Source organism: Micromonospora kangleipakensis (assembly GCF_004217615.1).
Classification (GTDB): domain Bacteria; phylum Actinomycetota; class Actinomycetes; order Mycobacteriales; family Micromonosporaceae; genus Micromonospora; species Micromonospora kangleipakensis.
On the sequence record NZ_SHLD01000001.1, the window covers coordinates 2,240,110 to 2,260,545 of the forward strand.

Below are 20,436 nucleotides of genomic sequence, written 5' to 3' on the forward strand. Positions count from 1 at the left end.
CGGGAAATGGCGGAGCCCCCTCCCGTGGGGGAGAGGGCTCCGGTTGATCCTTGCCCGGTCAGGCGTGCTCGGTCAGGGCGTCGGCTCGGTGCTCGGGTCGTCCCCCGTGCCGGGCTCGGCGCTGACCTCGTCGGCCGGCTGCGCCGGCGGCTCGTACGGGAGGGCGCTGCCCTTGATGTACTCGTCCCAGCTCAGGTTCCAGTCGGTCCAGCCGTTGCCGTTCTGGAGCCGCCGCTCGGTGCCCTTGACCGTGATCGGGTCGCCCATCCGGGTGTTGGCGAAGAGCCAGGCGCCGTCGGCCATCGAGACGTTCACACAGCCGTGCGAGACGTTCACCGAGCCCTGCTGCCCCTCGGACCAGGGCGCCGCGTGGATGAACTCGCCGCCCCAGGTCAACCGCTGGGCGTAGTCGATCTTCGTGCGGTAGCCCTCCTCGGGCCCCAGCTCCTCCATGGTGTCGAAGACCGTCTTGCGGAGCTTCTCGATCACTACCATGGTGCCGCTGGACGACGGGGTGGTCTTCTTGCCCAGGCTGACCAGGATCGTCTTGATCACCTTGCCGTCCTTGGTGACCGTCATCCGCTTGGTGCGGTTTTCGACGGTCATCACGAACGACGGGCCGATCTTTACGTCCACGGCGAGGTCCGAGCGGCCGTACCAGCCGTCGCCAAGGGGCAGGCCACCCGCCTGCACCCGGTACGACACCGTGGTGTTGGCCTGCCAGAACATCTTCGGCCGGTAGCGGACCTCGGTGGGGCTGACCCAGTGCCAGACGCCCTCCTGGGCCGGCTTCGCGGTCACCGTCATCCGGCGCTGGATGTCGTCCCGGTAGTCCTCGGGGATGGCCCGACTGAACCGGATGATCAGCGGCATGGCCACGCCGACCACCTGGTTGTCGCCGAGGAAGCTGCTCACCCGGATCTGCTTGGCGGGCCGGGCCATGGTGGTGAAGGTGCTGGTCGCGGTCGCCGGCTTGCCGTCGTCACCGGTCGCGGTCACCGTCGCCGTGTACTTCTCGCCGTACTCCAGGGCGCCGTCGGGGAGCCAGCTCTTCCCGTCCGCGGAGAGCTCGCCCTCGACGGTCTTGCCGGCCGAGTCCGTGAGCTCGACGGTGGTCTCCTGGGCGTCCTTCGTGGTGAAGGTGATGGCGGTGGAGGCCGGCACGTCGGCGGCGTCGGCCTGCGGCTCGGTGATGGTGGCCGCCGCCTTCGGCTTGCTCTCCCCGCCGCCCTGCCAGCTCGACGGCTTGCCGCCGTCGCTCGTGCAGGCGGAGGTCAGCGCCATGGCGGCGGCGAGCACCAGCGCCGCGAACCCCCGGCGCCGACCGCCGCGCCCGGCGGCCCCGCGCCGGATCAGCTCGTCCTGGCTAGCTCGCATGATTCCCTCACAGTCATGGTCCCCGGGTGCCATCGTCCCCTACTGACGCAGGAATACAGGTACCCGTTCCCGCTAGTGAACCGGAACACCCCGACCATGATGTACCGATTTGGTATGCTATGGCGCTTCGCGAGTGAGGCTCGTCTCCATCGACGGCGGCGGCAGGCGCATTCTTCGTCACGGACCGTTGCCCGACGGATCTGCCGGGCAACGGTATCCCCGTTCAGAAGGCCGGGCCCGCACCGCCCTCCGGCACCGGGAGCGCGCTCCCCGCGACGAACTCCGACCAGCTCATGCTCCACGCCGTCCAACCGTTGCCCGGTACCAGCTTCCGGGTTGTCCCGCGGACCGTGATCGGGTCACCGACCAGGGTCCGGTCGAAGAGCCACTTGCCGTTCGCCATGGAGACGTTCACGCAGCCGTGCGAGACGTTCACCCGGCCCTGCACCCCTTCGGACCAGGGAGCGGCGTGGATGTACTCGCCACCCCAGGTGATCCGCTGGGCGAAGTCGATCTTCGTGACGTACTGGTTGTCCGGGTCCGGCTCGTCCCGGGTGTCGAAGACCGTCGACTCCTTCTTCTCCATCACCACCATGGTGCCGCTGGAGGAGGGGGTGTCCTTCTTGCCGAGGCTCACCGGCACGGTGCGGATCAGCGCGCCGTTCTGGTACACGCTCATCTTCTTGCTGGCGTTGTCGACCTTCATCTCGAAGGCGCGGCCGATCTTGGCGGTCGCGGTCCGGTCGACGTTGCCGTAGCGGCCATTGCTCAGCGGGATGCCGGCCAGGGCCAGCCGTACGGAGATCGTGGTGCCCGGCTTCCAGTACTCCGGCGCCCGGTAGTACGCCTGGGTGCCGTTGTAGAGCCAGTGCCACGCGCCCGGCTGCGGCGGGTCGGTGCGGACGAACATCCGCTTCTGCACGGCCGCGCGGTCCTTCTTCGGGATGCCCGGGGAGAACTCGGCCACCACCGGCATGCCGACCCCGTAGGTCTTGCCGTCGAACATGTACAGGCCCGAGCCGATCATCGCCTTCGGCTTGGCCATCGTGGTGAAGGTACTGGTGCCCTCGTGGGTCTGACCGTCCGTACCCGTTCCGGAGACGGTCGCGGTGTACCGGGTGGCGTACTTCAGCGGGGTGGACGGCACCCACGACGAGCCGTCGCGGCGCAGCCGACCCTCGACCGTCGCGCCGTTCGTGGCCGTGAGCACGACCTTCGACACCTTCCCCCCGCCCGGGATCTTGGCGCTGATTTCGGTGCTGACCGGTCGGCCGTCCGCCCCGTCGGCCGGACTCACCTTTAGCGCCGCGGCGACCGGCTGCGGCGAGGCCTCGCCGCTTGAGTCTCCCTCGGCCGCCGAGACGCTGGCCGGCTGACCGCCGCTGACGAACGCCGGCTTCTTCTGGTCGTCGTTGCACCCGGTCAGTGCCAGCGACGCCGTGAGGACCAGGGCGCCCACCATCGCCCCGCTCCGCGCGAACCTGCCCATCCCCACCTCTGTTCTCGCATGCCTGGCGGACATCGTGCCCCATGAGCGCCGTCACCTCGGTCCCCTCGCTCGGCGGCCCGGGCAGCTTGTGATGGTTTGCTCCTTAAGCTCGACCGAAGAGGGGAGCCGGGGATCGGATTGGAGCCCGGGTCGGAGGCCGTGCTAATGTCTTCTCCGTTGCCAGCGAGCGCCGCTAGCTCAACTGGCAGAGCAGCGGACTCTTAATCCGCGGGTTCGGGGTTCGAGTCCCTGGCGGCGCACCAGCAGGAACACATCAGGCCCGGTCCTCATGGACCGGGCCTGACCCCTTTTCTCGACCCCAACGTCAGGCGTCGAAGAGAAAGCCGAGCTTGTCCACGGACGACCGCTGGGACTGCCGGGTGACCTCAACGTAGATGAGCTTGGTGATGGTCGGGGAACTGTGGCCCAGGATGTCCTGGATCTTCTCGATGGGCACGCCCTGCTCGTAGAGGAGTGTGGCGCAGGAGTGGCGTAGATCATGGGACCTGATCCTGCGTAGGCCTGCTCGGTCCAGGAGGCGGCCAAAGTGACGGTTGAGGTTGCGGGGTTCGATCGGAGTGCCAATGCCGGTGGTGAAGATCAACCCGGAGTCCTTCCAGTCCTTCCCGGCGATCTTGCGTTCAGCGTCTTGGGCGACCCGGTGTTGTCGGAGCGCGGTCAGACAGGGAACTGGCAGGGCGATGATCCGCTCGGACTCGTCGGACTTGACCGGGCCGAAGACGAGCTGGCCGCCGAGACGTTGAAGCGTCTGCCGGACGAAGATGATGCCCTCGACCAGGTCGACGTCTTCCCATCGGAGCCCGAGTGCTTCTCCCCGGCGGAGGCCGAGTAGCGGCGAGCAGCTCGGGCTGTCGCGGGTACTGGTCGCCAGGCGTCACGACGAGCTGCTTCGGCAGTGGCGTCAGTACCGCGGCGAGATGGAACGCGCCAAGGCTCCGTCGAAGCTCGAGACGGTGGGACCGATCGACGTCGAGGACCAGGGCGATGACCGCGCGACGGTGACCGCGCAAGTCCGGCCGATCTGGTGGAACGGGCCGACCAGCTTGAGCGGCACCGCCCACCCCTGGCGATTCGAGACCCGGCGAGACGCCGGCGGCTGGCGGGTGTGGGCAGCCGATCTGCCGGAGTGGTGCGGTGTGCACGTCAGGGCAGACGCCTGCCGCTGAGCGCTACCGGCCAGCGGCCGGCATGGTTAGTGAGTCTGCCTGCGGTTGGCCTCCTGCCGGACCGCCTCCGTGAGGTCGCGCCAGGTGCCGGACGAGGTCTTCATCATCCGGTCGACCATTGACCGGGCGGATGCTTCGTCCGGGAAGTCGTACGAGACCTCCTGGCCTCCGTCACCGCCGACGCGGCCGCGTACCCGCCAGAGCCGGCCGTCGGAGACCAGCCAGATGTCCCGCCGGGCGGTCATCGCGGGGCGCCCGGAGAGGGCTGGCCTATCCGCTTTCTAGCCGATGAGCGAGCACGGGCGGGTGAGGGGACTCGAATGCCATCTCGACCGGATAGCTTCGATTGCGGAGAAATTATGGCTTGCGTAGGGACTCGACCCATCGGTTCGACCGACGGTTGAAGTGGTCACGAAGTCGTTCCTCAACGTGCTCGGGATCCCACACCGCCGCAGGCTCAAGGGCGAGGCATTCCGGACGAATGCCTCGCCCTTGAGCAGCGCCAGCGGAAAGAAGGAGCTATGACACGTCCAGAACGGGTGCTCGTCACTGGTGGTACCGGTGTGCTGGGGCGCGAGCTGGTCCGTCGGCTACAGGATCGGGCCGAGGTGCGGGTGTTGAGCCGTCGTCCACCCCAGGGGCCTGGCTTCGTCCGGGGCGATCTTGAAACGGGCGAGGGCCTGGCCGCAGCGGTGGAAGGTGTGGATGTGATCGCCCACTGTGCGAGCGCGGCCGACTACTGGCGGCCGCAGCGTGACGTGACGCAGACCCGGCAGCTGCTCGACGCGGTACGCGGTGCGCGGCCGCACCTGGTGTATGTCTCGATCGTCGGGGTGGACCGGATACCGTTCGCGTTTTACCAGGCCAAGCTGGACGCCGAACGCCTCGTCGAAGACTCCGGGGTGCCGTGGACGGTCCTGCGGGCCACGCAGTTCCATGATCTGATGCTGATGTACTTGATGCGGCTCTCCAAGGGCCCGGTTGCAGTGGTCGCGCGGAGGTCGCTGCTCCAACCGGTTGACGTGGGCGAGGTCGCGGAACGGATGACGGAGCTTGTCACAGGGCCTGCGGCCGGCCGTGTTCCCGAGCTCGGCGGTCCGAGGGTCGAGTCCATGGCCGACCTGATGCGCTCGTATCTGGTCGCTGTTTCGCGCCGCCGCCCGATCATCGGGCTTCCGCTGTGGGGCAGGCTGGGCGCCGCGCTCGGCGTTGGCGGCCACCTGCTCACCGATGGTGACCGCGGCACGGTAACGTTCGCCGACTACTTGCACGCCCGTATCGCCTCCGACGGCGTTCTCGGCTAACCGTACCGCTAGTCGACGGCGCCGGAAGCCGCCGCGGCGGCGCCGCCACCGGGCAGGTGGGAAGGAATGCAAGGAAGGTGAAACCTGTGGTGACAAACACTGCGGTCGTGGTCGGATGCCGCGAACGGTAGACGAGGCGGCCCATGCTCGCCGCCGTGACGAGTTCCTGGACGCTGCTCAGCAACTGATCGAAACCAAAGGTTACGAGCAGATGAGCATCCAAGACGTGCTGAACGAGGCGGGCGCGTCCAGAGGCGCCTTCTACCACTACTACGGATCGAAGCAGGAGTTGCTTTCAGCCGTGGTCGACCGGTTCGGGCAGGCCCTGGCGTCGGTCCTTGAGCCGATCGTGAGTGATCCCGACCTGTCCGCACTGGACAAGTTGCGTGAGGTTTTCGCAGAACTGGCAGCCCGCAAGGACCAGCAGCGCGACATGCTCGTACACACACTGCGGGTCTGGTACTCCGACGGCAACGTCAGGGTTCGCCAGAAGGCCCGCGTGGGGATCATCGACCGGCTCACACGCCTGCTCCAGACCATCATCGCCCAAGGCATGCGCGAGGGCGCGTTCGAGGTCTCCGACCCGACCATGACCAGCCGGGTCCTGGCGACCCTGATCCAAGACCTCAACGATGACCTCGCGGACCACTTCTTCGCCTACCAGGCCGGTGCCGTGGACATGGCGGCCATGGAGCGCACCGTCGTCGCCTACACCGGGGCCTTCGAGCGGATCCTGGGCCTCCCCACGGGCTCGGTCGTGCTCGACATGGCGACGCTACGTGCCTGGTTCGATCCCCTCTGAGATAGACACGCAGAATGCCTTCTTAGCCTGCGTCGGTAGTAGGCGTGTTTAGGCAAGTCGTCCGCCAGCGACCGCGCGGGCGACGGCTTGGGCTGCAATGGGCGGTCGGCGTCTCGCTGAGTCAACCATGCCAGCACGCGGTGCGCGGATCTGCCGCTGACCGCGCGCCTCTGACGGGTTGTCGAGTCCGCCCGACGCCCGGCTGACTAGTAACTCGATGTAACAGCGGCAGCCCATCGTGCGGGAAGCCGTCACGCATCATGTGGAGCCGTCGTGTCACGCATCAAACTGGAGCCTGGCAGCCGGCTGCCGGCGTTGCCGCTGCCGGCTGGTTGTTCAAAGCTTCTGTACGTCTTCAAGGCGGCCCGAAAACGGGCCGCTCGCGCCGCCGCCAGGGCGCGCACCCGCCGCTTAGCTGTCGCACGCGGCGGGCACGCCAATGCCCGCGGCTGGGGCGCATCTACGGAGTCGGGACCGCCGAAGAACGAGAGCGTTGGTTTGTGTTTCATCGGGAGCCGGCAGCCGGCCGGGACGCGCGGCCTGGTCGCCGCGCGCGGCGTTCGTTGTCGAGTGCCGGCGCCTGGGGTGATTGCGGCTACTGCGCCTCCGGCGGGGACGCTCGGGCTCCGGGCCGGAAGATCCGTCGGCAGCCGCCGGGCCGTGAGTCGTTACTGCCGGGCCCGTCTGCCACCGACCCGTGCAAGCCGAGCAGACCCCCGCCCGGCGGGCCAGCCGCCGCCCGACTGTCAAGGTCCGCTTGACGTGGCCCGCGGGGCGGGGACCCGCTCCACCCGCCGGTACGGGTCGACGGCAGACGGGACGTGCGCGGCGTTTGGGAGGTGCCAATCTTCGGCTCGTTCGTGTCAAATTTGTGTTGATACGTTGCCTGGCTCTGAGCGCGAGTGAGGGCCCCGTCTGGGCGTGGATTTCGGGCCCAGGTCTCGTTCGCCGATTTCTGTGGTCATGTCTTTGGGACCCACCCTCGTAAGCTCCTCGGTGGTGACGTCGGTTAGCAGACTGTCCGAATGCCTGTCGTATGGGGTTCTCCGCGGCTTCGGACACAAGTTGAACCTCGGGCCTGGCACTGCAGATCGTCGTCGGATTCGTGTCGGCGAGTTACGAACCACGGCGCTGTGAGGTCCCCGAATAGCTCCGCTCGCTGTCGGATGGCAAGCTCGTGTCCCATGATCGATGATTTCGCGAAGGACTGCCTGCATGGCCGGCTCAAGGGGATCCGGGAGGCACTGGTCTGGAAGCTCGACGGCCTGTCCGAGTACGACATCCGGCGTCCCCTGACAGCGACGGGGACCAACCTCCTCGGCCTGGTGAAGCACATGGCGACGTTGGAGGCCTGGTATTTCGGTGAGGTCTTCGGCCGCCCTTCCCCGGATGCGCTGGGGCGATGGCAGGACGCGGACGGCAGCGACCTGTGGGTGACCCCGGGCGAGACCCGCGAACAGATCATCGACTTCTATCAGCGTGCCTGGGGGCATGCGGACGCGACGATTCAAGCGCTTCCCCTCGACGCGCCCGGCCACGTGCCGTGGTGGTCGCGGTCGGACGTCAAGCTGTTCGCCATCATGATCCACGTCCTTCAGGAGACCACCCGGCATGCCGGACACGCCGACATCCTGCGTGAGCAACTCGATGGCCGCACCGGGGTGAGGCCTGAGTACGAGGAGCAGATCGACACGGCGGCCCGCGAGGCGTACCGGGCGAAGATCGAGCGGGCTGCGCAGGAAGGGGCGGGCGGCTCGCGTCATGCCGGCCTGTCCGACACGCATGGTGCATAGTGCCGCATCGTAGAGCTGCTGCGCCACGATGGTCGTCGGGAGAAATCTGGGAGACGATCTTGCTAGCGAGACCCGTCCGCACCCAAGCATGCCGACGACTGCCCCCACTCGAAGCAGCGCAAATAGTTGTCGATGCATGTCGGGCCCCGACCTGACCTTGTTCACACCGAAGGGGTCACTGGTTCAAACCAAGCAGAGCCCACCAGCTCCGAGGGGGCTGGACGAGACGGGCAAGATCCGGAATATGCGCGGAATGATCAGCGGGAAGGCGAGCGAGTGATCAGGCATCTGTCCTGGTAGGAGACCGGTCCGGCCGACGAGCGCTATCCCGTTCCTAGACCGTGTGTCGCAGGGCCTCTACGGCAAGACAGGCTTGCAACCCATGTGCGATGGGCAAGCATCGCCGGTCAGCGTGCGAGCCTGTCCAGAGCGGCGGCAATGGCGTCGTCGGGCGCGTCCGTTCGGACATGGCGGATGACGGTGCCGTCGGCGTTGACGAACGCGATCACGCCTGAGTGCGCCGCGTCGACCTCTGCCATGTCGAAGAACCAGACTGCCGGCCGGGGGATCGCGGCATAACCGACTGGAACGGTAACTTGGCCGGCCTCCTGCTCGATCTCCGCGATTGGTGCCGGGGCGTCTTTGGACCCGAACGGCTTCCATACCAGGCCGATGACGGCCGGCCGGGGATTCGTGGTCAACGCGAGGACGCGCTGAATCCCTGTGAGCACGTGCGGCACGTCACCGACCACGACCACCACGGGCTTGCCGAGGTACGCCGCCCAACGGAGCTCACCACCGCCGAGCCGGCCCACGGTGAAGTCAGGCACCTGCATTTCCCCGACCGGTTCCGGTCCCTCGTCGGGTTCCATGCGACCGGTGTCGCCCGGGTTCTTCCCGCAGGCAGCTTCGATGACCTGCAGGGCAACGGTGTCCGGCGGCGGAAGCGCCGCACGGGAAAGCTCCGCACCTACCTCCCGCAGCTGCTCCGCCGCGGCGGCGGCGGTCGCCGTGTCATCACTGGTGAAGGCGACGGTGACCAGCGAGTCACCGGTGAGCAGGACGAGCGCACCGCCGAAATGCACGGCTGGGACGCCACGGACCGGCGGCAGGCGCCTGCAACCGACGGCCATGCTCCACGCTGAGAAGTCGAGCGGCTGATTGATGACCTCGAGCGGGGGCGAACACCCGTCGACGACCGCGAGACATGTCCCGTAGATCGCGTCGACCCGGCCGGTGTTGTCCGCGCCCACCTCGGTCAGCGGCCAATCACGGAACCGCGGGCCGAGGTAGTAGATCGGCCGTTCGGCCTCGGCGGCGATCTCGCTGAGGCGCTCCTCAACCTGCTCGTGTTTGTGCGACGTGCCGGTCCCGCAACCAGCAACTGCAAACATCAACACGGCGGTTAGCCACATCGGCAGCGCCCGCCGACGCACCGTCACATGCCCAAAGTAAGACCACCCGCCGATGCGGGGAAGGACCGGAAGGCTAGCGACTCATGTCGTAGTTGACGCGTGGTGGACAAGATTTTGGAAAATCGACGAGCCTTGTACGCCGCAAGGTCTACGGGACGGGCACCTAGGGTGGCGGATGCCAACGGGCCTAACCGCGCGGACCGCGGACAACCTCAGCGACCACCATGACCTGCAGGGTCAGGCCGCCGGCTTGCCCGGCCGGAGCCTGGCAGCGTGGGAGTAGGTAGGTACAGCAGGGATATACAGCAACGCGGCCGACCGCAAGGGGCCGAACCAGGCCCGATGAATGCGGCGCGACCTCGTACTCGATCTCATTCAACCGCACTGCCGAGGTCTGGGGGTGAAGGGGTCACCGGCTCTTTCCACAAGGGGTCCTCGCTGTGGTAGGGATCCAGATCCCGGGCACCGAGAATGACCCCTGCATGACCCCAACGCGACGCTAGAACAGCACGCTGAGCCAAACTAGCCGGGGACTGCTGCCGAGGTGACGACGGTTGGTCAAGGGGAGGCGGGTGTCCTCTTAATCCGCGGGTTCGGGGTTCGAGTCCCTGGCGGCGCACCAGCAATCATCTGGGCATTCACCCTTCCGGGTGGGTGCCCAGATGTCGTTTCCGGGGGTCCTGACAGACATCCCATGAGCGCTGCGGTCAAGCGGCGGCGTCTTGGTGGTGCTCTTCGCGGTGGTGCCAGGCGGTGGCTTCGTCGTAGTGGTGCCGGTTTTGAGGCAGCCGTGGAGGATGCCGACGAGGCGGTTGCCGAGTTGGCGTAGTGCGGCGTGGTGGCCGATGCCGCGGTGGCGTTGCTGGTCGTAGTAGGCGCGGGCGCCGGGGGAGGCTTTCAGGGCGGCGAAGGCCTGCCGGCCAAGGGCGTCGATGAGTCGGTCGTTGTGCACGTAGCGGGCCAGCACGATCTTCTTGCCGGGCTGGCGGGTGATGGGGCTGGTTCCGGCGTAGTTGCGGCGGGCTTTGGCTCGGCGTATCGGGTGGGGTCGTCGCCGAACTCGGCAAGCACCCGGGCGCCGAGGATTCGGCCCAGGCCGGGCTGGCTGAGGTAGATCTCAGCGTCCGGGTGCTGCCCAAAATGCGCCTCGACCTGCTCTTCCATTGCCTTGATCTGGATGTGCAGCGTGGTCAGGATCGCTACCTGGGCGCGGACGGTGGCCGCGTAAGCCGCAGTCACTACCGGCGCCTGGCCCAGCTGCTGGCTGCGCAATGCCGCAGCTTCTCGGCCTTGGCCGGCACGTCGCGGCGGCGGGCCCGTTTCAGCGCGGCGGTGATCTGCGGAGTGGTCAGCCGGGCCGCCGACGCGGGGTCGGGGGTCGAGCATGCTTCTCCACCTGCCGGCGGACAACCCCATCATGCGCTTGACCATGGCGCGCGGTCCTCGTCGTCGAACCCATGGCTCACCTCCTGGCCCTCGTCGCCTCCGAGGCGGCACGTACGATCCAGCGCTCCCCGTCAAACATCAGCCAGGTGTCGCGCCGTCCCATCCGGCCCCACACGTCGAACTTCCCACGGAACGGCGTCGGGCTGCGCCCTCACCTGCCCTGACCGCGGCCAAGCTGTTCGCCTGCCCGAAGAAATCGGCGCTGTCACATCCATGGGGATTTCGAGGTTTTTGTAGCTTTTTGGGTATTTTGGGCGAGGGCTGGTTGAGGATGAGCGCAGGGCCAATGTTGGAGGACCACCTTGATACCGGGGTTCTGCGTCTTTGCGTTGGACTACAACGGATCCGGCGTGTTGCCGCACCGAAGCGCGATCGGTTACCGAGCACCGGTCGTTACGCGGAATGGCCCAATCATTCGCTGCGTGCGGTCTCCGGGCCGGTGATGCGCTCCAGCAACGGCAGGGTGGAGGCGATGATGGCGAGGCAGGCGGCCAGGCCGACGATGACGATCGCGTAGAACCCGACGCCCGGCGCGGTGAGCGTGTAGTCCATCTGCGCCTTGAGGAACAGCTGTGCGGCGAGGAAGCCCATGCCGATCGCGACAACGGCGACGGCGAGCATCGGTACGGCGCTTTCCAGGGCGACCACGCGGCGCAGGACCCGCACCTGCACGCCGCTGAGTCGCAGCAGGCTGAACGGGCGCTTGCGTTCGCTCAGTCCGCCGACCACGCTGACCGCGAGGCTGCAGCCGGCGAGTGCGAGGCTGGCGACGATGATGACGTTGGCCAGCTGTTTCCAGCCGCGCAGCGTGTTGGCGAAGTCCGACTCGAAGTCGCCGGGCACGTTCGGGGCCACCCAGAAATCCGTCGGGTAGGCAACCTCGAGGACGGTGCGCGAGCGTTCCAGCGCGGCGACCGAAGCGTCGGTTCCGACGACGATCGATGCCACCGGCAACCGCTGGAGGTCGCCGACCGTGACAGATGCGGCGGGCCAGACCCTCGTGGACGATGCCCGTTGCTCGAAGGGCATGAGGCTCATCGGCACCTCGGCAACGGTGGCGCCGTCGGCGCACCGGCCGTACGCCGCCGGGAGATCGGTGCACGCGACCACCCACCCATCGCGGTCGTTGCCGCGGACCGGGTTCTCGCGGACCACCGTCGCGCTGCGCACGCCGGGGATCGCGCGCAGGTCGGTCAGCACCGTGTCGGGCACCGACGGCGGGTTCTCGGTGAAAACGGTGGACATCGTGCCGGCACCGGTCGATCCGATCGGCGCCGGGCCGCGGTTGGCGACGATCGTGGTGATCACGCCGACGGCCACGCTTGTGACGAAGAGGGCGAGCATGATGCCGCTGATCGCCCGGAAGCCGGCCTTCGGGTTGTCGGCGAGGCGCCGCGCGGCGATGAGCGTGGCGGGCCGGCTGGCGCGCCGCGCCATGACCCGGGCGCCGATCATGGTGAGCCAGGGACCGGCGAGGATCAGGCCGGTCATGATCAGCAGCAGCCCGGGCAGGAAGATGGCGGTCTGGCCGTCCGACGTGGGGGGCCGGTAGACCAGGGCGAATGCCAGTACGGCGACGCCGAGCACGAGCGGGATCAGGCGGTACGCGCGCGGGGGGCGGGGGGTGACCCGCCGGGTGACGCCGAGCGGGGAGATCCGAACGCGCCGGAGCGAGACCCGCGCCGCCAGCGCCGCGCCGGCCGGAACGCCGAGCGCGACCACCAGGACGTCCAGCGGTCTGAGGAACATGTCACTGGTGAAGAACCGCATGCCGGTGAAGGGGATGTTCGCGAGCCAACCGCGGAACGCGAAGAACAGGATGAAGCCGATCGCGGTACCGGCGACGGCCGCCGCGGCCGCCTCGACCGCCGCGATCAGCGAGATCTGTTTCGGTGTCGCGCCGACCAGGCGCATCGCCGCGAACCGCTGCTCCCGGCGGGCGGCGCTGAGCCGGGTGGCGGTGCCGATGAAGATCAGTACGGGGAACAGCAGTCCGCCGGCTATCACGCCCAGGATCAGGTCCACCACGGTCTCGGGGAGTGCCGGAGTGTTGTCGCCGATGCTGGAGATCTGCCGTGCCCGAGGCAGCTTCGCGACCGTGTCGGGGGTTCCGCCGACGATGACGAGCAGGGTGTCCGGCGATGCCAGCGCCGCCCGACCGATCGGGCCGACGTCACGTCCGGGGTAGCGGTTGGCGAGCTGGTCGGCCGGGTTGGCGGCCAGCAGCTTCCGCAACGACGGCGAGGCGTAGTACTCGCCCGGCCCCGGCGTCTTCGGAATGCCGATCGGGGTGGGTGCATGCGGTCCGGTCGCGGCGACGTCGATGCGGATGATCTGGGTGCCGTGGAAGTAGTCCTCCCGCGTCGACCACCACAGCGGGTCGGCGTGGCCGCCCGACGTCTGCATGGGGTACATCGAGGCGTACCGGGTGAGCTGGGTGTTGACGGCGTTGACCCCGGCGAGGGTGGCCAGCAGCAGCCCGGCGCCGATCGCGACGGCGGCGGCGATGATGACGAGGCGGGTGAGCGCCTCCCGGCCGCCGGCCACGGCGAGGCGTAGCCCGAAGCCGATCATGACGCGATCCTCTCCGGCAGGTTCACGCGTCCGTCGCGGACGATGACCTCGCGATCGGCGTACGCGGCGACCCGTGGCTCGTGGGTGACCAGGATGACGGTGATGCCCTGCTCGCGGGCCGCGGCGACCAACAGGTTCATCACCTGCTCGCCGGTGAGCGAGTCGAGCGCCCCGGTCGGCTCGTCGGCGAAGAGGACCTCCGGCTTGGCGACCAGGCCGCGGGCCAGGGCCACGCGCTGGGCCTGCCCCCCGGACAGCTCTCCCGAGCGTCGCTGCTCCATGCCGTCCAGGCCGAGCCGCTCGAACCAGCCGTACGCCTTGCGCAGCGCCTCCGTCCGGCGGACCCCGCTGAGCAGCAGGGGCAGGGCGACGTTCTCCGCCGCGGTGAGCTCGGGGACGAGTTGTCCGAACTGGAACACGAACCCGAAGCGGTCCCGGCGCAGGCTGCTGCGCTCGGTCTCGGTCATGGCGTCGACCCGGCGGCCGTCGAACAGGATCTCGCCGGAGTCGGGCACCAGGATGCCGGCCAGGCAGTGCAGCAGCGTCGACTTACCCGAGCCGCTAGGCCCCATGATGGCGAGGATCTCGCCCGCGTCCACGGCGATGCTCGCGCCCCGCAGCGCGGGGGTCTCGCCGAACGAGAACGTCACGCTCCGCGCTTCGATCACGATGGTCATGGCCGCACCGCTTTCCTCAGGGCGTCCAGCCGGGCGCCGGTCATCTCGATCCACCGGAGGTCCGCCTCCAGGTGGTACAGGCCGTGGTCGGCGAGCAGCGCGTCGACGAGGCCGCCGGTGCGCTTGATCTCGGTGAGCTCGCGCATCCGCTGCAGGTGTGCGCTGCGCTGCGTGTCGAGGTATTCGTCGGCGGGACGGTCCAGCATCAGCGCGAGCACGACCTTGGCGAAGAGCACGGTCTGCAGGTGTGGCTCCGGCTCGACCGGCTCGGTCAGCCAGTGGTCGACCTCGGTCGCGCCCAGGTCGGTGATGATGTAACGCTTCCGGTCGGGTCCGGCGCCGGGGCCGATCTCACTGATCACCACCTTGCCGTCCCGGGCCAGGCGGCTGAGGGTCGCGTAGACCTGCCCGTACGGCAGCGGCTTGCCGCGTCCGAAGTAGGCGTCGTAGTCGCGCTTCAGGTCGTACCCGTGACTGGGCTCGCGATCGAGCAGGCCGAGAAGGGTGAGGGGAACGCTCATGCCAGCAGACTACGCCGAAGGTATACGCCGCGTATATACCCTCGGATTACTTGTAGTCGTCCGCTGCCACGCCATGGCCGGCGATCGCCGGCACATTCCACACCCTGGTACACGGAGGCGAACCCACCGCCATGCCCATCGGCACGTTCCGAGATCTGCTGAACCCGTTCGAGGAGCTCCGGCGTGCGGGGCGGGTGCGTCACGAGATCCAGACAAACGCCACGCTGATCAACCGGCGATGGTGCGGCGCGCGGGCGATGTTGCGCTTGACGCACCGCATGAATTCGGTCTTGGGTTTGCCTTGTGTGGGGCGGCGTTTGACGTAGTCCTTGGTGGATTGGTGGCAGCGCATGCGGACCAGGGTGATGCGCCAGAGGGCGCTGTTGGCGTCGCGGTCCCCGCCGCGGTGCAGGCGGTGGCGGTTTGTTCGTCCTGACCTGGCGGGGATGGGGGGCGACGCTGCAGAGCCGGGCGAAGGCCGCTTCGGAGCGGAGCCGGCGGGGGTTGTCGCCGACGGTGCTCGTTGGCTACCCGCTGTGAACGCGGGACGGCCGGAGAGGACTGGCCTATCCGCTTCTGGCTGCGGTCGTAGCGCTAGCTAACAAGTAGCCGATGAGTGGATGTGCGCTACAAGGCGGTTCCATCGCTGCCCAAGGGTGGCCGGCGGCAGCAAGTCATACCACGCCAGGCGGCCGGGCACGCTCCGCTGGCGACGGTCAGGCCTCGCCGAGGTCGGTACAGTGTGCGATCGTCGCATCGTCCGCCGCCACCGCGTGGCGCGCCTCCGCCTGCCGGACACGATGGATGATTTCGGCGGGTCCGCTCGACGCCAGGACGGCCATGACCCCCGGCCAGTCGGCGAGCCGGAACCGGTCCACGATGCGGCTGGCTCCATTGCTGAACAGGACGGCACCGGTCAGCTCGGAGATCGGACAGCTTCCGATGATCGCCTCGTCTGCCGCCCGCGGGTCGTCCTTGGCCACCCAGAAGCCGCCCGGCTGGTTCCGGTTGGCGCGCAAGTCTCGGAGGACTCGGTGGTACTCGTCGCTACCCTCGGCGACGGCCTCGAGCGCGGACCGGTACGACCGGCTGATGATCACTTCCCGGGGATCGGAGACGACGAGCGGCGCACCGTCTGCTCGGTCGAGCACGAGGACCGAGTCACCGAGCACCAGGTGCTCGATGAGGCCGTCGGACAGGCGCAGGATGGCTACGGTCGCCGACGGACTGATGGGGTCGGCGACGTCGCAGGTGTCCCGGTGATCGTCCGTCACCTGCTTGATGGCCTCGGCGAGCAGCGCCGAAAGGCTGCGGTCCCGCACGAGTGACAAGAGGCTGAGGAGGCTGCCTCCCAGGCGGCTGGCGTACCAGGCCACGCCGTGCCGGCAGATCGATTCGGTGCCGGAGATGCCGGCGCCGTCGATCAGCACCGCTGCCGTCGGTACGGCGCCAGTAAAGTCCTCGTTCGCGTGGCCAGTCCGTGCCGCAGCGCTCGTCATCGTCACCCGCATGTCCTGCCGCCGCCCTCCCGCCGGTTGAGGCGTCGACATTAACAACCGCCGACGCGCTTGGGGCGCACACATCTGCCGCCGCGCAGGCGCGTCGGGCTCACAGTCTGGCCTCTTGATCAATATCCGGACTTGCCGCGATCCGCGCGCGGACCCGCGTCTGACGATGTAACCCTCCGTCGATGTAGCTCCGCGCGGAGGCGGCAGTGCCGACACGGCAGCGCTGCGGCCGAGGTGGTGCCGAAACTCGCGAACATCAATCAGGCTCAGATTCGGGCGGTGCTCGAACTCTCCTGAACAGCTGGTGCGGAGTGTCGCGAACAACGCGACGACCAACTGCCCGTCCGTGACCATACCGGCCGTCCCAGCGGTCGGCTCCTGCTCGACGCTGGTCTCCGTCGTCATCTGGCGTCTCTCCCTTGATCGGTAGATCCGCCGTTTTTTGTACAGTCCCGGGCCACGCCAATGCTTGTGCTTCACACAGCACGTCACATCCAACAGGGCTAGCTCGTCCTTGAAGCAAACAACCACAGAGGAGGCTCATGTTCGCCGCTTACGTCACGGTCACCATCCTCGCCTCGGTCTTCAACGGCATCGCCGCCGTCACCTACCTGATCGGCCACGACTATCCAAAGGCCCAGGCGGACATGAAGCGCGTGCCACGGTCGTGGGTACCGGTGTTGGGCATGTTGCTGGCGGCGGGCTCTTTGGGGCTGCTAGCCGGGTTCGCCGTGCCACTGCTGGGGACACTCGCCGCCGCTGGCCTCGTGCTGTACTTCCTCGGCGCGCTCTTTGCGCACCTGCGAGTGGGTTCCCGCCAGCTCGTGGGATGGGCCGTGTTCTTCTCCACTGCGGTGGCCGCACTAACCGTGAACCTCGGCTACCACTGGTGATCCGTGGAGACGGTCGGCACCAGAAATCGAACAGGCGTGCGACTGCTCGGGCTTCCGTGGCTGTACCCGGGACCTCGGTGCGCCACGGCACCGCCGACCTCGTCCACGCCGAGCGGCAACGCACCCTCGATGCAGCCTGGGCCCCACACCCCGAGCGGTTCACCCGCCGCCCCCGCGCCCCCCCCGGCTGCCGGACCGGGCATGGATCAACAAACCCGACACCAGCAACCCCACCGAGCCGACGACGAGATACCCATCGATCACGCCATCAGTAGCGCTATCACCGAGCTAACCCACGATCAACAACATGTCTCGCTGGACTTGACAGGTTCCGCTCGTCGCTTGTGTCCGCGGCAACTTGTCCGGATCGACCTAGACATGGCGAATCCTTCCGCCCTGCTGGCCGGCGAGCCCCAGGACACGTTGCCCCTTCCGGGCTATGAAGAGCTGCCAATGCGGGGTCATCTCGTGCAGTTCGCTCTCGCCTACTCCACCAGCGGAGTCATCGGACGACCATCGCTTGGCGCGCCCGGGACGAGGGCAAGGCTGCCCTGGAGAGCTTCACGAACCGCTTCGCGGACCACCTGCGGGCCCACCTGCGACACCCCATCGACGACGACCCGGCCACGCGCGTCAACCGGCGTGCACAAAGCCGCGATGAGCCGCTGTCACAGGTTGTGGCGGTCGTCGGCCGGCAGGCCAGGCAGCTCCGGTGGCTCGGGGGACTGGTCGGGCTGACCAAGCTGCGCGACATGGGTCGGGTCGAGGACCCGGGAGAGGAACGAGCGGGTCCGTTCGTGCCGCGGCGCGCCGAGCACCTCCTGCGGCGGCCCCTGCTCGACCACCACGCCGCCGTCCATGAACACGACCCGGTCGGCGACGTCCCGGGCGAACGCCATCTCGTGGGTGACCACCATCATCGTCATGCCGTCCTCGGCCAGCTTGCGCATGACGGTGAGCACGTCGCCGACCAGTTCCGGATCGAGGGCGGAGGTCGGCTCGTCGAAGAGCATCAGCTTGGGCTCCATCGACAGCGATCGGGCGATCGCCGCCCGCTGCTGCTGCCCGCCGGAGAGCTGCATCGGGAACGCATCGGCCTTGTCGGTCAGGCCGACCCGCTCCAGGTTGTCCCGCGCGATCCGCTCGGCCTCGGCGCGGCCCCGCCGGAGTACCCGGCGCTGGGCGATGGTGAGGTTGTTCAGCACGGTCAGATGCGGGAAGAGGTTGAACGACTGGAAGACCATGCCGATGCCGCGGCGTACCGAGTCGATCTCGACATCCGGGTCGGTCATCTCGATCCCGTTCACCCAGATCTTGCCGGCGGTCGGCTCCTCCAGCAGGTTGACGCACCGCAGCAGCGTCGATTTGCCGGACCCGGACGGCCCGATGACACAGACCACCTCGCCGTGGCCGACCTCGAAGTCGATGCCCTTGAGCACTTCGAGCGGCCCGAAGGACTTGTGCAGGTCGCGGATCTCGACGGCGGGCCGGGGTTGCGTAGTCGTCATGTGGGTCACCGAGCCTTGGCGTAGCGGAGTTCGAGGCGTCGTACCACCTGGGAGAGAGGCAGGGTGATCGCCAGGTAGGTGAGGCCGGCCACCAGCAGCGGGGTGGCGTTCACCCGGTCGTTCAGCGTGTCCCGACCGAACTTGGTGACCTCGATGGTCTGTGCCGTCACGCCGAGCACGTAGGCGAGCGACGAGTCCTTGGTGAGCAGGATGAGTTCGTTCGTCAGCGGCGGGATCACGATCCGGAACGCCTGCGGGATGACGATGGTGCGCATCGCGGTGAAGTGCGACATGCCGAGGGTGCGCGCCGCCTCCATCTGTCCCTTCGGCACGGCCTGGATGCCGGCCCGGATGGTCTCGGCCATGTACGCCGCGGCGGTCAACCCGAGACCGATCGCGATCGAACCGAACACGCCGCCCGGGATCTCCCGCTCCGGGAAGGCGATGGGAATGCCGTACCCGACGAGGAAGAGCACCAGCAGCGCGGGCAGACCCCGGAACAGCTCGATGTACGCCGTCGCCAACCAGCGGTACGGAGCCACCCGGGACAGCCGCATCAGCGCGAGGATGGTGCCGAACACGAGGCCGAAGGCGAACGCACCCAGCGTGTAGAGGATCGTGTTGCGCAGCGCGACGGTGATGATCGTCGGGAACATCGACTCGATGATGTCGACGCGGAAGAACGCGTCTCTCAGCCTGCCCCAGTCCGCGGCGAAGATCACCACGGCGATGATGGCGATGAAGGCCAGGTACTGGAGCCAGAGGGACAGCCGCTCTCGCTGGCGGCGTCGCAGCTTCACGGTTCGAGACGCTCCTTGCCTACGGGGAGGTTGCGTACGCGGAGGGCGCGCTCGGCGCGCGCCCTCCCACCACGAGCTTCAATCAGGAGTTCGGCTGCTTGCCGATCCACTTCTCGTAGATCTTGTCGTAGGTGCCGTCCTGCTTGGCCTTGGCCAGCACCTCGTTGATCTTCTTGAGCAGTTCCGGGTTGCTGTCCTTCTTCACCGAGAACCCGTACTGCTCGCCGGTGTCGAACTCGGCGGTCACCTCGAACCCGCCCGGGTGCTCCTTGATGTACTCGGTCCAGACCGGCAGGTCGTTGACGGCGGCCTCGATCTGGCCGTTGGCGAGGGCCTGCTGCAGGGCGGCGAGATCCTCGAACTCGACGAGCTGCAGGCCCTTCTCCTTCTCGAACTTCCGGGCGTAGTCACGGCCCGTGGTCGCGGCCTGGACGCCGAGCTTCTTGCCCTTGAGGTCGTCGAGCGACTTGTACGGCTTGCCGGTCTTGACCAACATCGCCTGGGTCGCGTCGAAGTACGGATCGGAGAAGTTCATCACCTTCTGCCGTTCCTCGGTGATCGTCATGCCGGCGGCGGCCGCGTCGCACTTGCCCGTGTTCAGATCCTGGCCGGACTTGATGCCCTCGAACGGCGTGTCGACGATCGTCTGCTCGACGCCCAGATCCTTGGCGACCAGGTCCATCACGTCGACGTCGAACCCGATCACCTTGCCGCTGGCATCCTTCGACTGGAAGGGCGCGTACGGCAGGTGGGTGCAGACGGTCAGCTTGCCCTTCTCGATGAGCTTGACCCCGTTCGCCTGGACCTCGCTCTCGTCCTTCTTGGCGCATCCCGCGCTCACCGCGAGGGCGGCGATCGCCACGACGAGGCCAGCCTTGCGGACTGCGCTATCGAACCTCACGGCTGTGTCCCTCCGATTCGGCCCCCTTATGACGGGCAGCCAGGGTTGGTGCAAAGACGGTGTGACAGGCGACGCTACCTGATCTGACGAGCCGTACCTAGATCACGCCGGGTCGTTGAGTCGATGCTGTGACCGTCACGGTCGGTAAACCCGACACTCGGCAAGCAATCGGACGCGGTCTTCGGAGGAGCAGACCGTGACCAGCGGCGGACCTCTGTCCGCGTCAACCCGTCCGGCCGTG

17 protein-coding genes, 1 tRNA gene and 3 pseudogenes are annotated in these 20,436 nt (G+C 67.9%); 7 read left to right on the top strand and 14 right to left on the bottom strand.

Features of this window, described 5'->3' with window-relative positions:
- Positions 1 to 72 precede the first annotated feature (72 nt).
- Complete coding sequence (locus tag EV384_RS10895) at positions 73 to 1,377, bottom strand: L,D-transpeptidase (protein WP_130332567.1); 1,305 nt, start codon at positions 1,375 to 1,377, stop codon at positions 73 to 75.
- 223 nt (positions 1,378 to 1,600) lie between these two features.
- Positions 1,601 to 2,866 carry a L,D-transpeptidase gene (locus EV384_RS10900; protein ID WP_130332569.1) on the bottom strand — a complete coding sequence of 422 codons (1,266 nt, stop codon included), beginning with the start codon at positions 2,864 to 2,866 and terminating at the stop codon, positions 1,601 to 1,603.
- Between the two features lie 187 nt (positions 2,867 to 3,053).
- Between EV384_RS10900 and EV384_RS10905 the strand changes: the two genes are divergently transcribed.
- Positions 3,054 to 3,129: transfer RNA gene (locus tag EV384_RS10905), tRNA-Lys, on the top strand.
- A gap of 62 nt (positions 3,130 to 3,191) precedes the next feature.
- On the opposite strand, the gene EV384_RS10910 is transcribed toward EV384_RS10905, so the two are convergent.
- A complete protein-coding gene (locus EV384_RS10910; RefSeq protein WP_130332571.1) occupies positions 3,192 to 3,758 on the bottom strand; it encodes a tyrosine-type recombinase/integrase in 567 nt (188 codons plus the stop codon).
- A gap of 46 nt (positions 3,759 to 3,804) precedes the next feature.
- Here EV384_RS10910 and EV384_RS10915 point away from each other — a divergent pair, with 46 nt between their 5' ends.
- Positions 3,805 to 4,053: a hypothetical protein gene (locus EV384_RS10915; protein WP_130332573.1), complete on the top strand. Its 249-nt coding sequence runs from the start codon at positions 3,805 to 3,807 to the stop codon at positions 4,051 to 4,053.
- Between the two features lie 26 nt (positions 4,054 to 4,079).
- Here EV384_RS10915 and EV384_RS10920 read toward each other — a convergent pair whose 3' ends face one another.
- Positions 4,080 to 4,298, bottom strand: coding sequence for a hypothetical protein (locus EV384_RS10920; RefSeq protein WP_130332575.1), 219 nt, complete (start codon positions 4,296 to 4,298; stop codon positions 4,080 to 4,082).
- 276 nt (positions 4,299 to 4,574) lie between these two features.
- Here EV384_RS10920 and EV384_RS10925 point away from each other — a divergent pair, with 276 nt between their 5' ends.
- The 3 genes from EV384_RS10925 to EV384_RS10935 all read left to right on the top strand — a co-directional run bounded on the left by EV384_RS10925 (position 4,575) and on the right by EV384_RS10935 (position 7,952).
- Positions 4,575 to 5,357: an SDR family oxidoreductase gene (locus EV384_RS10925; RefSeq protein WP_130332577.1), complete on the top strand. Its 783-nt coding sequence runs from the start codon at positions 4,575 to 4,577 to the stop codon at positions 5,355 to 5,357.
- Between the two features lie 115 nt (positions 5,358 to 5,472).
- Positions 5,473 to 6,159 (top strand): TetR/AcrR family transcriptional regulator, encoded by a 687-nt coding sequence (locus EV384_RS10930; protein ID WP_130332579.1) that lies wholly within the window; start codon positions 5,473 to 5,475, stop codon positions 6,157 to 6,159.
- A 1,184-nt stretch (positions 6,160 to 7,343) separates the two neighbouring features.
- Positions 7,344 to 7,952, top strand: coding sequence for a DinB family protein (locus tag EV384_RS10935; protein ID WP_130332581.1), 609 nt, complete (start codon positions 7,344 to 7,346; stop codon positions 7,950 to 7,952).
- Positions 7,953 to 8,359: 407 nt separating this feature from the next.
- Here EV384_RS10935 and EV384_RS10940 read toward each other — a convergent pair whose 3' ends face one another.
- From EV384_RS10940 to EV384_RS10960, 5 genes and pseudogenes are all read right to left on the bottom strand, one after another.
- Positions 8,360 to 9,394, bottom strand: coding sequence for a hypothetical protein (locus EV384_RS10940; protein WP_130332583.1), 1,035 nt, complete (start codon positions 9,392 to 9,394; stop codon positions 8,360 to 8,362).
- 680 nt (positions 9,395 to 10,074) lie between these two features.
- Positions 10,075 to 10,743, bottom strand: a pseudogene (locus EV384_RS37215) (transposase); the annotation flags it as partial.
- A gap of 481 nt (positions 10,744 to 11,224) precedes the next feature.
- Positions 11,225 to 13,387 (bottom strand): ABC transporter permease, encoded by a 2,163-nt coding sequence (locus EV384_RS10950; protein ID WP_130332585.1) that lies wholly within the window; start codon positions 13,385 to 13,387, stop codon positions 11,225 to 11,227.
- Positions 13,384 to 14,064, bottom strand: a complete 681-nt coding sequence (locus EV384_RS10955) for an ABC transporter ATP-binding protein (RefSeq protein ID WP_130332587.1) — start codon at positions 14,062 to 14,064, stop codon at positions 13,384 to 13,386. Before EV384_RS10955 ends, EV384_RS10950 begins: the two co-directional genes overlap by 4 nt.
- A complete protein-coding gene (locus EV384_RS10960) occupies positions 14,061 to 14,585 on the bottom strand; it encodes a PadR family transcriptional regulator (protein WP_130332589.1) in 525 nt (174 codons plus the stop codon). Before EV384_RS10960 ends, EV384_RS10955 begins: the two co-directional genes overlap by 4 nt.
- Positions 14,586 to 14,695: 110 nt before the next feature.
- Here EV384_RS10960 and EV384_RS37220 point away from each other — a divergent pair.
- A pseudogene (locus EV384_RS37220) lies at positions 14,696 to 14,830 on the top strand (cyclophane-forming radical SAM peptide maturase AmcB); the annotation flags it as partial.
- On the opposite strand, the pseudogene EV384_RS10965 reads toward EV384_RS37220, so the two are convergent.
- Both EV384_RS10965 and EV384_RS10970 read right to left on the bottom strand, forming a co-directional pair.
- Positions 14,785 to 15,082: pseudogene (locus EV384_RS10965) on the bottom strand (transposase); the annotation flags it as partial. The pseudogenes EV384_RS37220 and EV384_RS10965 sit on opposite strands and share 46 nt — an antisense overlap.
- A gap of 219 nt (positions 15,083 to 15,301) precedes the next feature.
- A complete protein-coding gene (locus tag EV384_RS10970) occupies positions 15,302 to 16,498 on the bottom strand; it encodes a protein phosphatase 2C domain-containing protein (RefSeq protein WP_242624012.1) in 1,197 nt (398 codons plus the stop codon).
- A gap of 137 nt (positions 16,499 to 16,635) precedes the next feature.
- On the opposite strand from EV384_RS10970, the gene EV384_RS10975 reads away from it, so the two are divergent.
- Entirely contained in the window at positions 16,636 to 16,986 is a 351-nt protein-coding gene (locus tag EV384_RS10975) for a DoxX family protein (protein ID WP_130332593.1), read from the top strand.
- A 668-nt stretch (positions 16,987 to 17,654) separates the two neighbouring features.
- Here the strand turns inward: EV384_RS10975 and EV384_RS10980 are convergent.
- The 3 genes from EV384_RS10980 to EV384_RS10990 form a co-directional block, all read right to left on the bottom strand.
- Positions 17,655 to 18,494, bottom strand: coding sequence for an amino acid ABC transporter ATP-binding protein (locus tag EV384_RS10980; protein ID WP_130332595.1), 840 nt, complete (start codon positions 18,492 to 18,494; stop codon positions 17,655 to 17,657).
- A gap of 5 nt (positions 18,495 to 18,499) precedes the next feature.
- Positions 18,500 to 19,294: an amino acid ABC transporter permease gene (locus EV384_RS10985; protein ID WP_130332597.1), complete on the bottom strand. Its 795-nt coding sequence runs from the start codon at positions 19,292 to 19,294 to the stop codon at positions 18,500 to 18,502.
- Positions 19,295 to 19,376: 82 nt separating this feature from the next.
- Positions 19,377 to 20,195 (bottom strand): basic amino acid ABC transporter substrate-binding protein, encoded by an 819-nt coding sequence (locus EV384_RS10990; RefSeq protein ID WP_130332599.1) that lies wholly within the window; start codon positions 20,193 to 20,195, stop codon positions 19,377 to 19,379.
- Positions 20,196 to 20,436: the final 241 nt, after the last annotated feature.

Bases quoted from the DNA above. Each gene is read 5' to 3' on its own strand.
- EV384_RS10930 (WP_130332579.1), top strand. From the start codon at position 5,473: ATGCCGCGAACGGTAGACGAGGCGGCCCATGCTCGCCGCCGTGACGAG.
- EV384_RS10925 (WP_130332577.1), top strand. From the start codon at position 4,575: ATGACACGTCCAGAACGGGTGCTCGTCACTGGTGGTACCGGTGTGCTG.
- EV384_RS10960 (WP_130332589.1), bottom strand. From the start codon at position 14,585: ATGAGCGTTCCCCTCACCCTTCTCGGCCTGCTCGATCGCGAGCCCAGT.
- EV384_RS10975 (WP_130332593.1), top strand. From the start codon at position 16,636: ATGTTCGCCGCTTACGTCACGGTCACCATCCTCGCCTCGGTCTTCAAC.
- EV384_RS10900 (WP_130332569.1), bottom strand. From the start codon at position 2,866: ATGGGCAGGTTCGCGCGGAGCGGGGCGATGGTGGGCGCCCTGGTCCTC.
- EV384_RS10980 (WP_130332595.1), bottom strand. From the start codon at position 18,494: ATGACGACTACGCAACCCCGGCCCGCCGTCGAGATCCGCGACCTGCAC.
- EV384_RS10895 (WP_130332567.1), bottom strand. From the start codon at position 1,377: ATGCGAGCTAGCCAGGACGAGCTGATCCGGCGCGGGGCCGCCGGGCGC.
- EV384_RS10955 (WP_130332587.1), bottom strand. From the start codon at position 14,064: ATGACCATCGTGATCGAAGCGCGGAGCGTGACGTTCTCGTTCGGCGAG.
- EV384_RS10915 (WP_130332573.1), top strand. From the start codon at position 3,805: ATGGAACGCGCCAAGGCTCCGTCGAAGCTCGAGACGGTGGGACCGATC.
- EV384_RS10950 (WP_130332585.1), bottom strand. From the start codon at position 13,387: ATGATCGGCTTCGGGCTACGCCTCGCCGTGGCCGGCGGCCGGGAGGCG.
- EV384_RS10970 (WP_242624012.1), bottom strand. From the start codon at position 16,498: ATGACGACGGAGACCAGCGTCGAGCAGGAGCCGACCGCTGGGACGGCC.
- EV384_RS10920 (WP_130332575.1), bottom strand. From the start codon at position 4,298: ATGACCGCCCGGCGGGACATCTGGCTGGTCTCCGACGGCCGGCTCTGG.
- EV384_RS10935 (WP_130332581.1), top strand. From the start codon at position 7,344: ATGATCGATGATTTCGCGAAGGACTGCCTGCATGGCCGGCTCAAGGGG.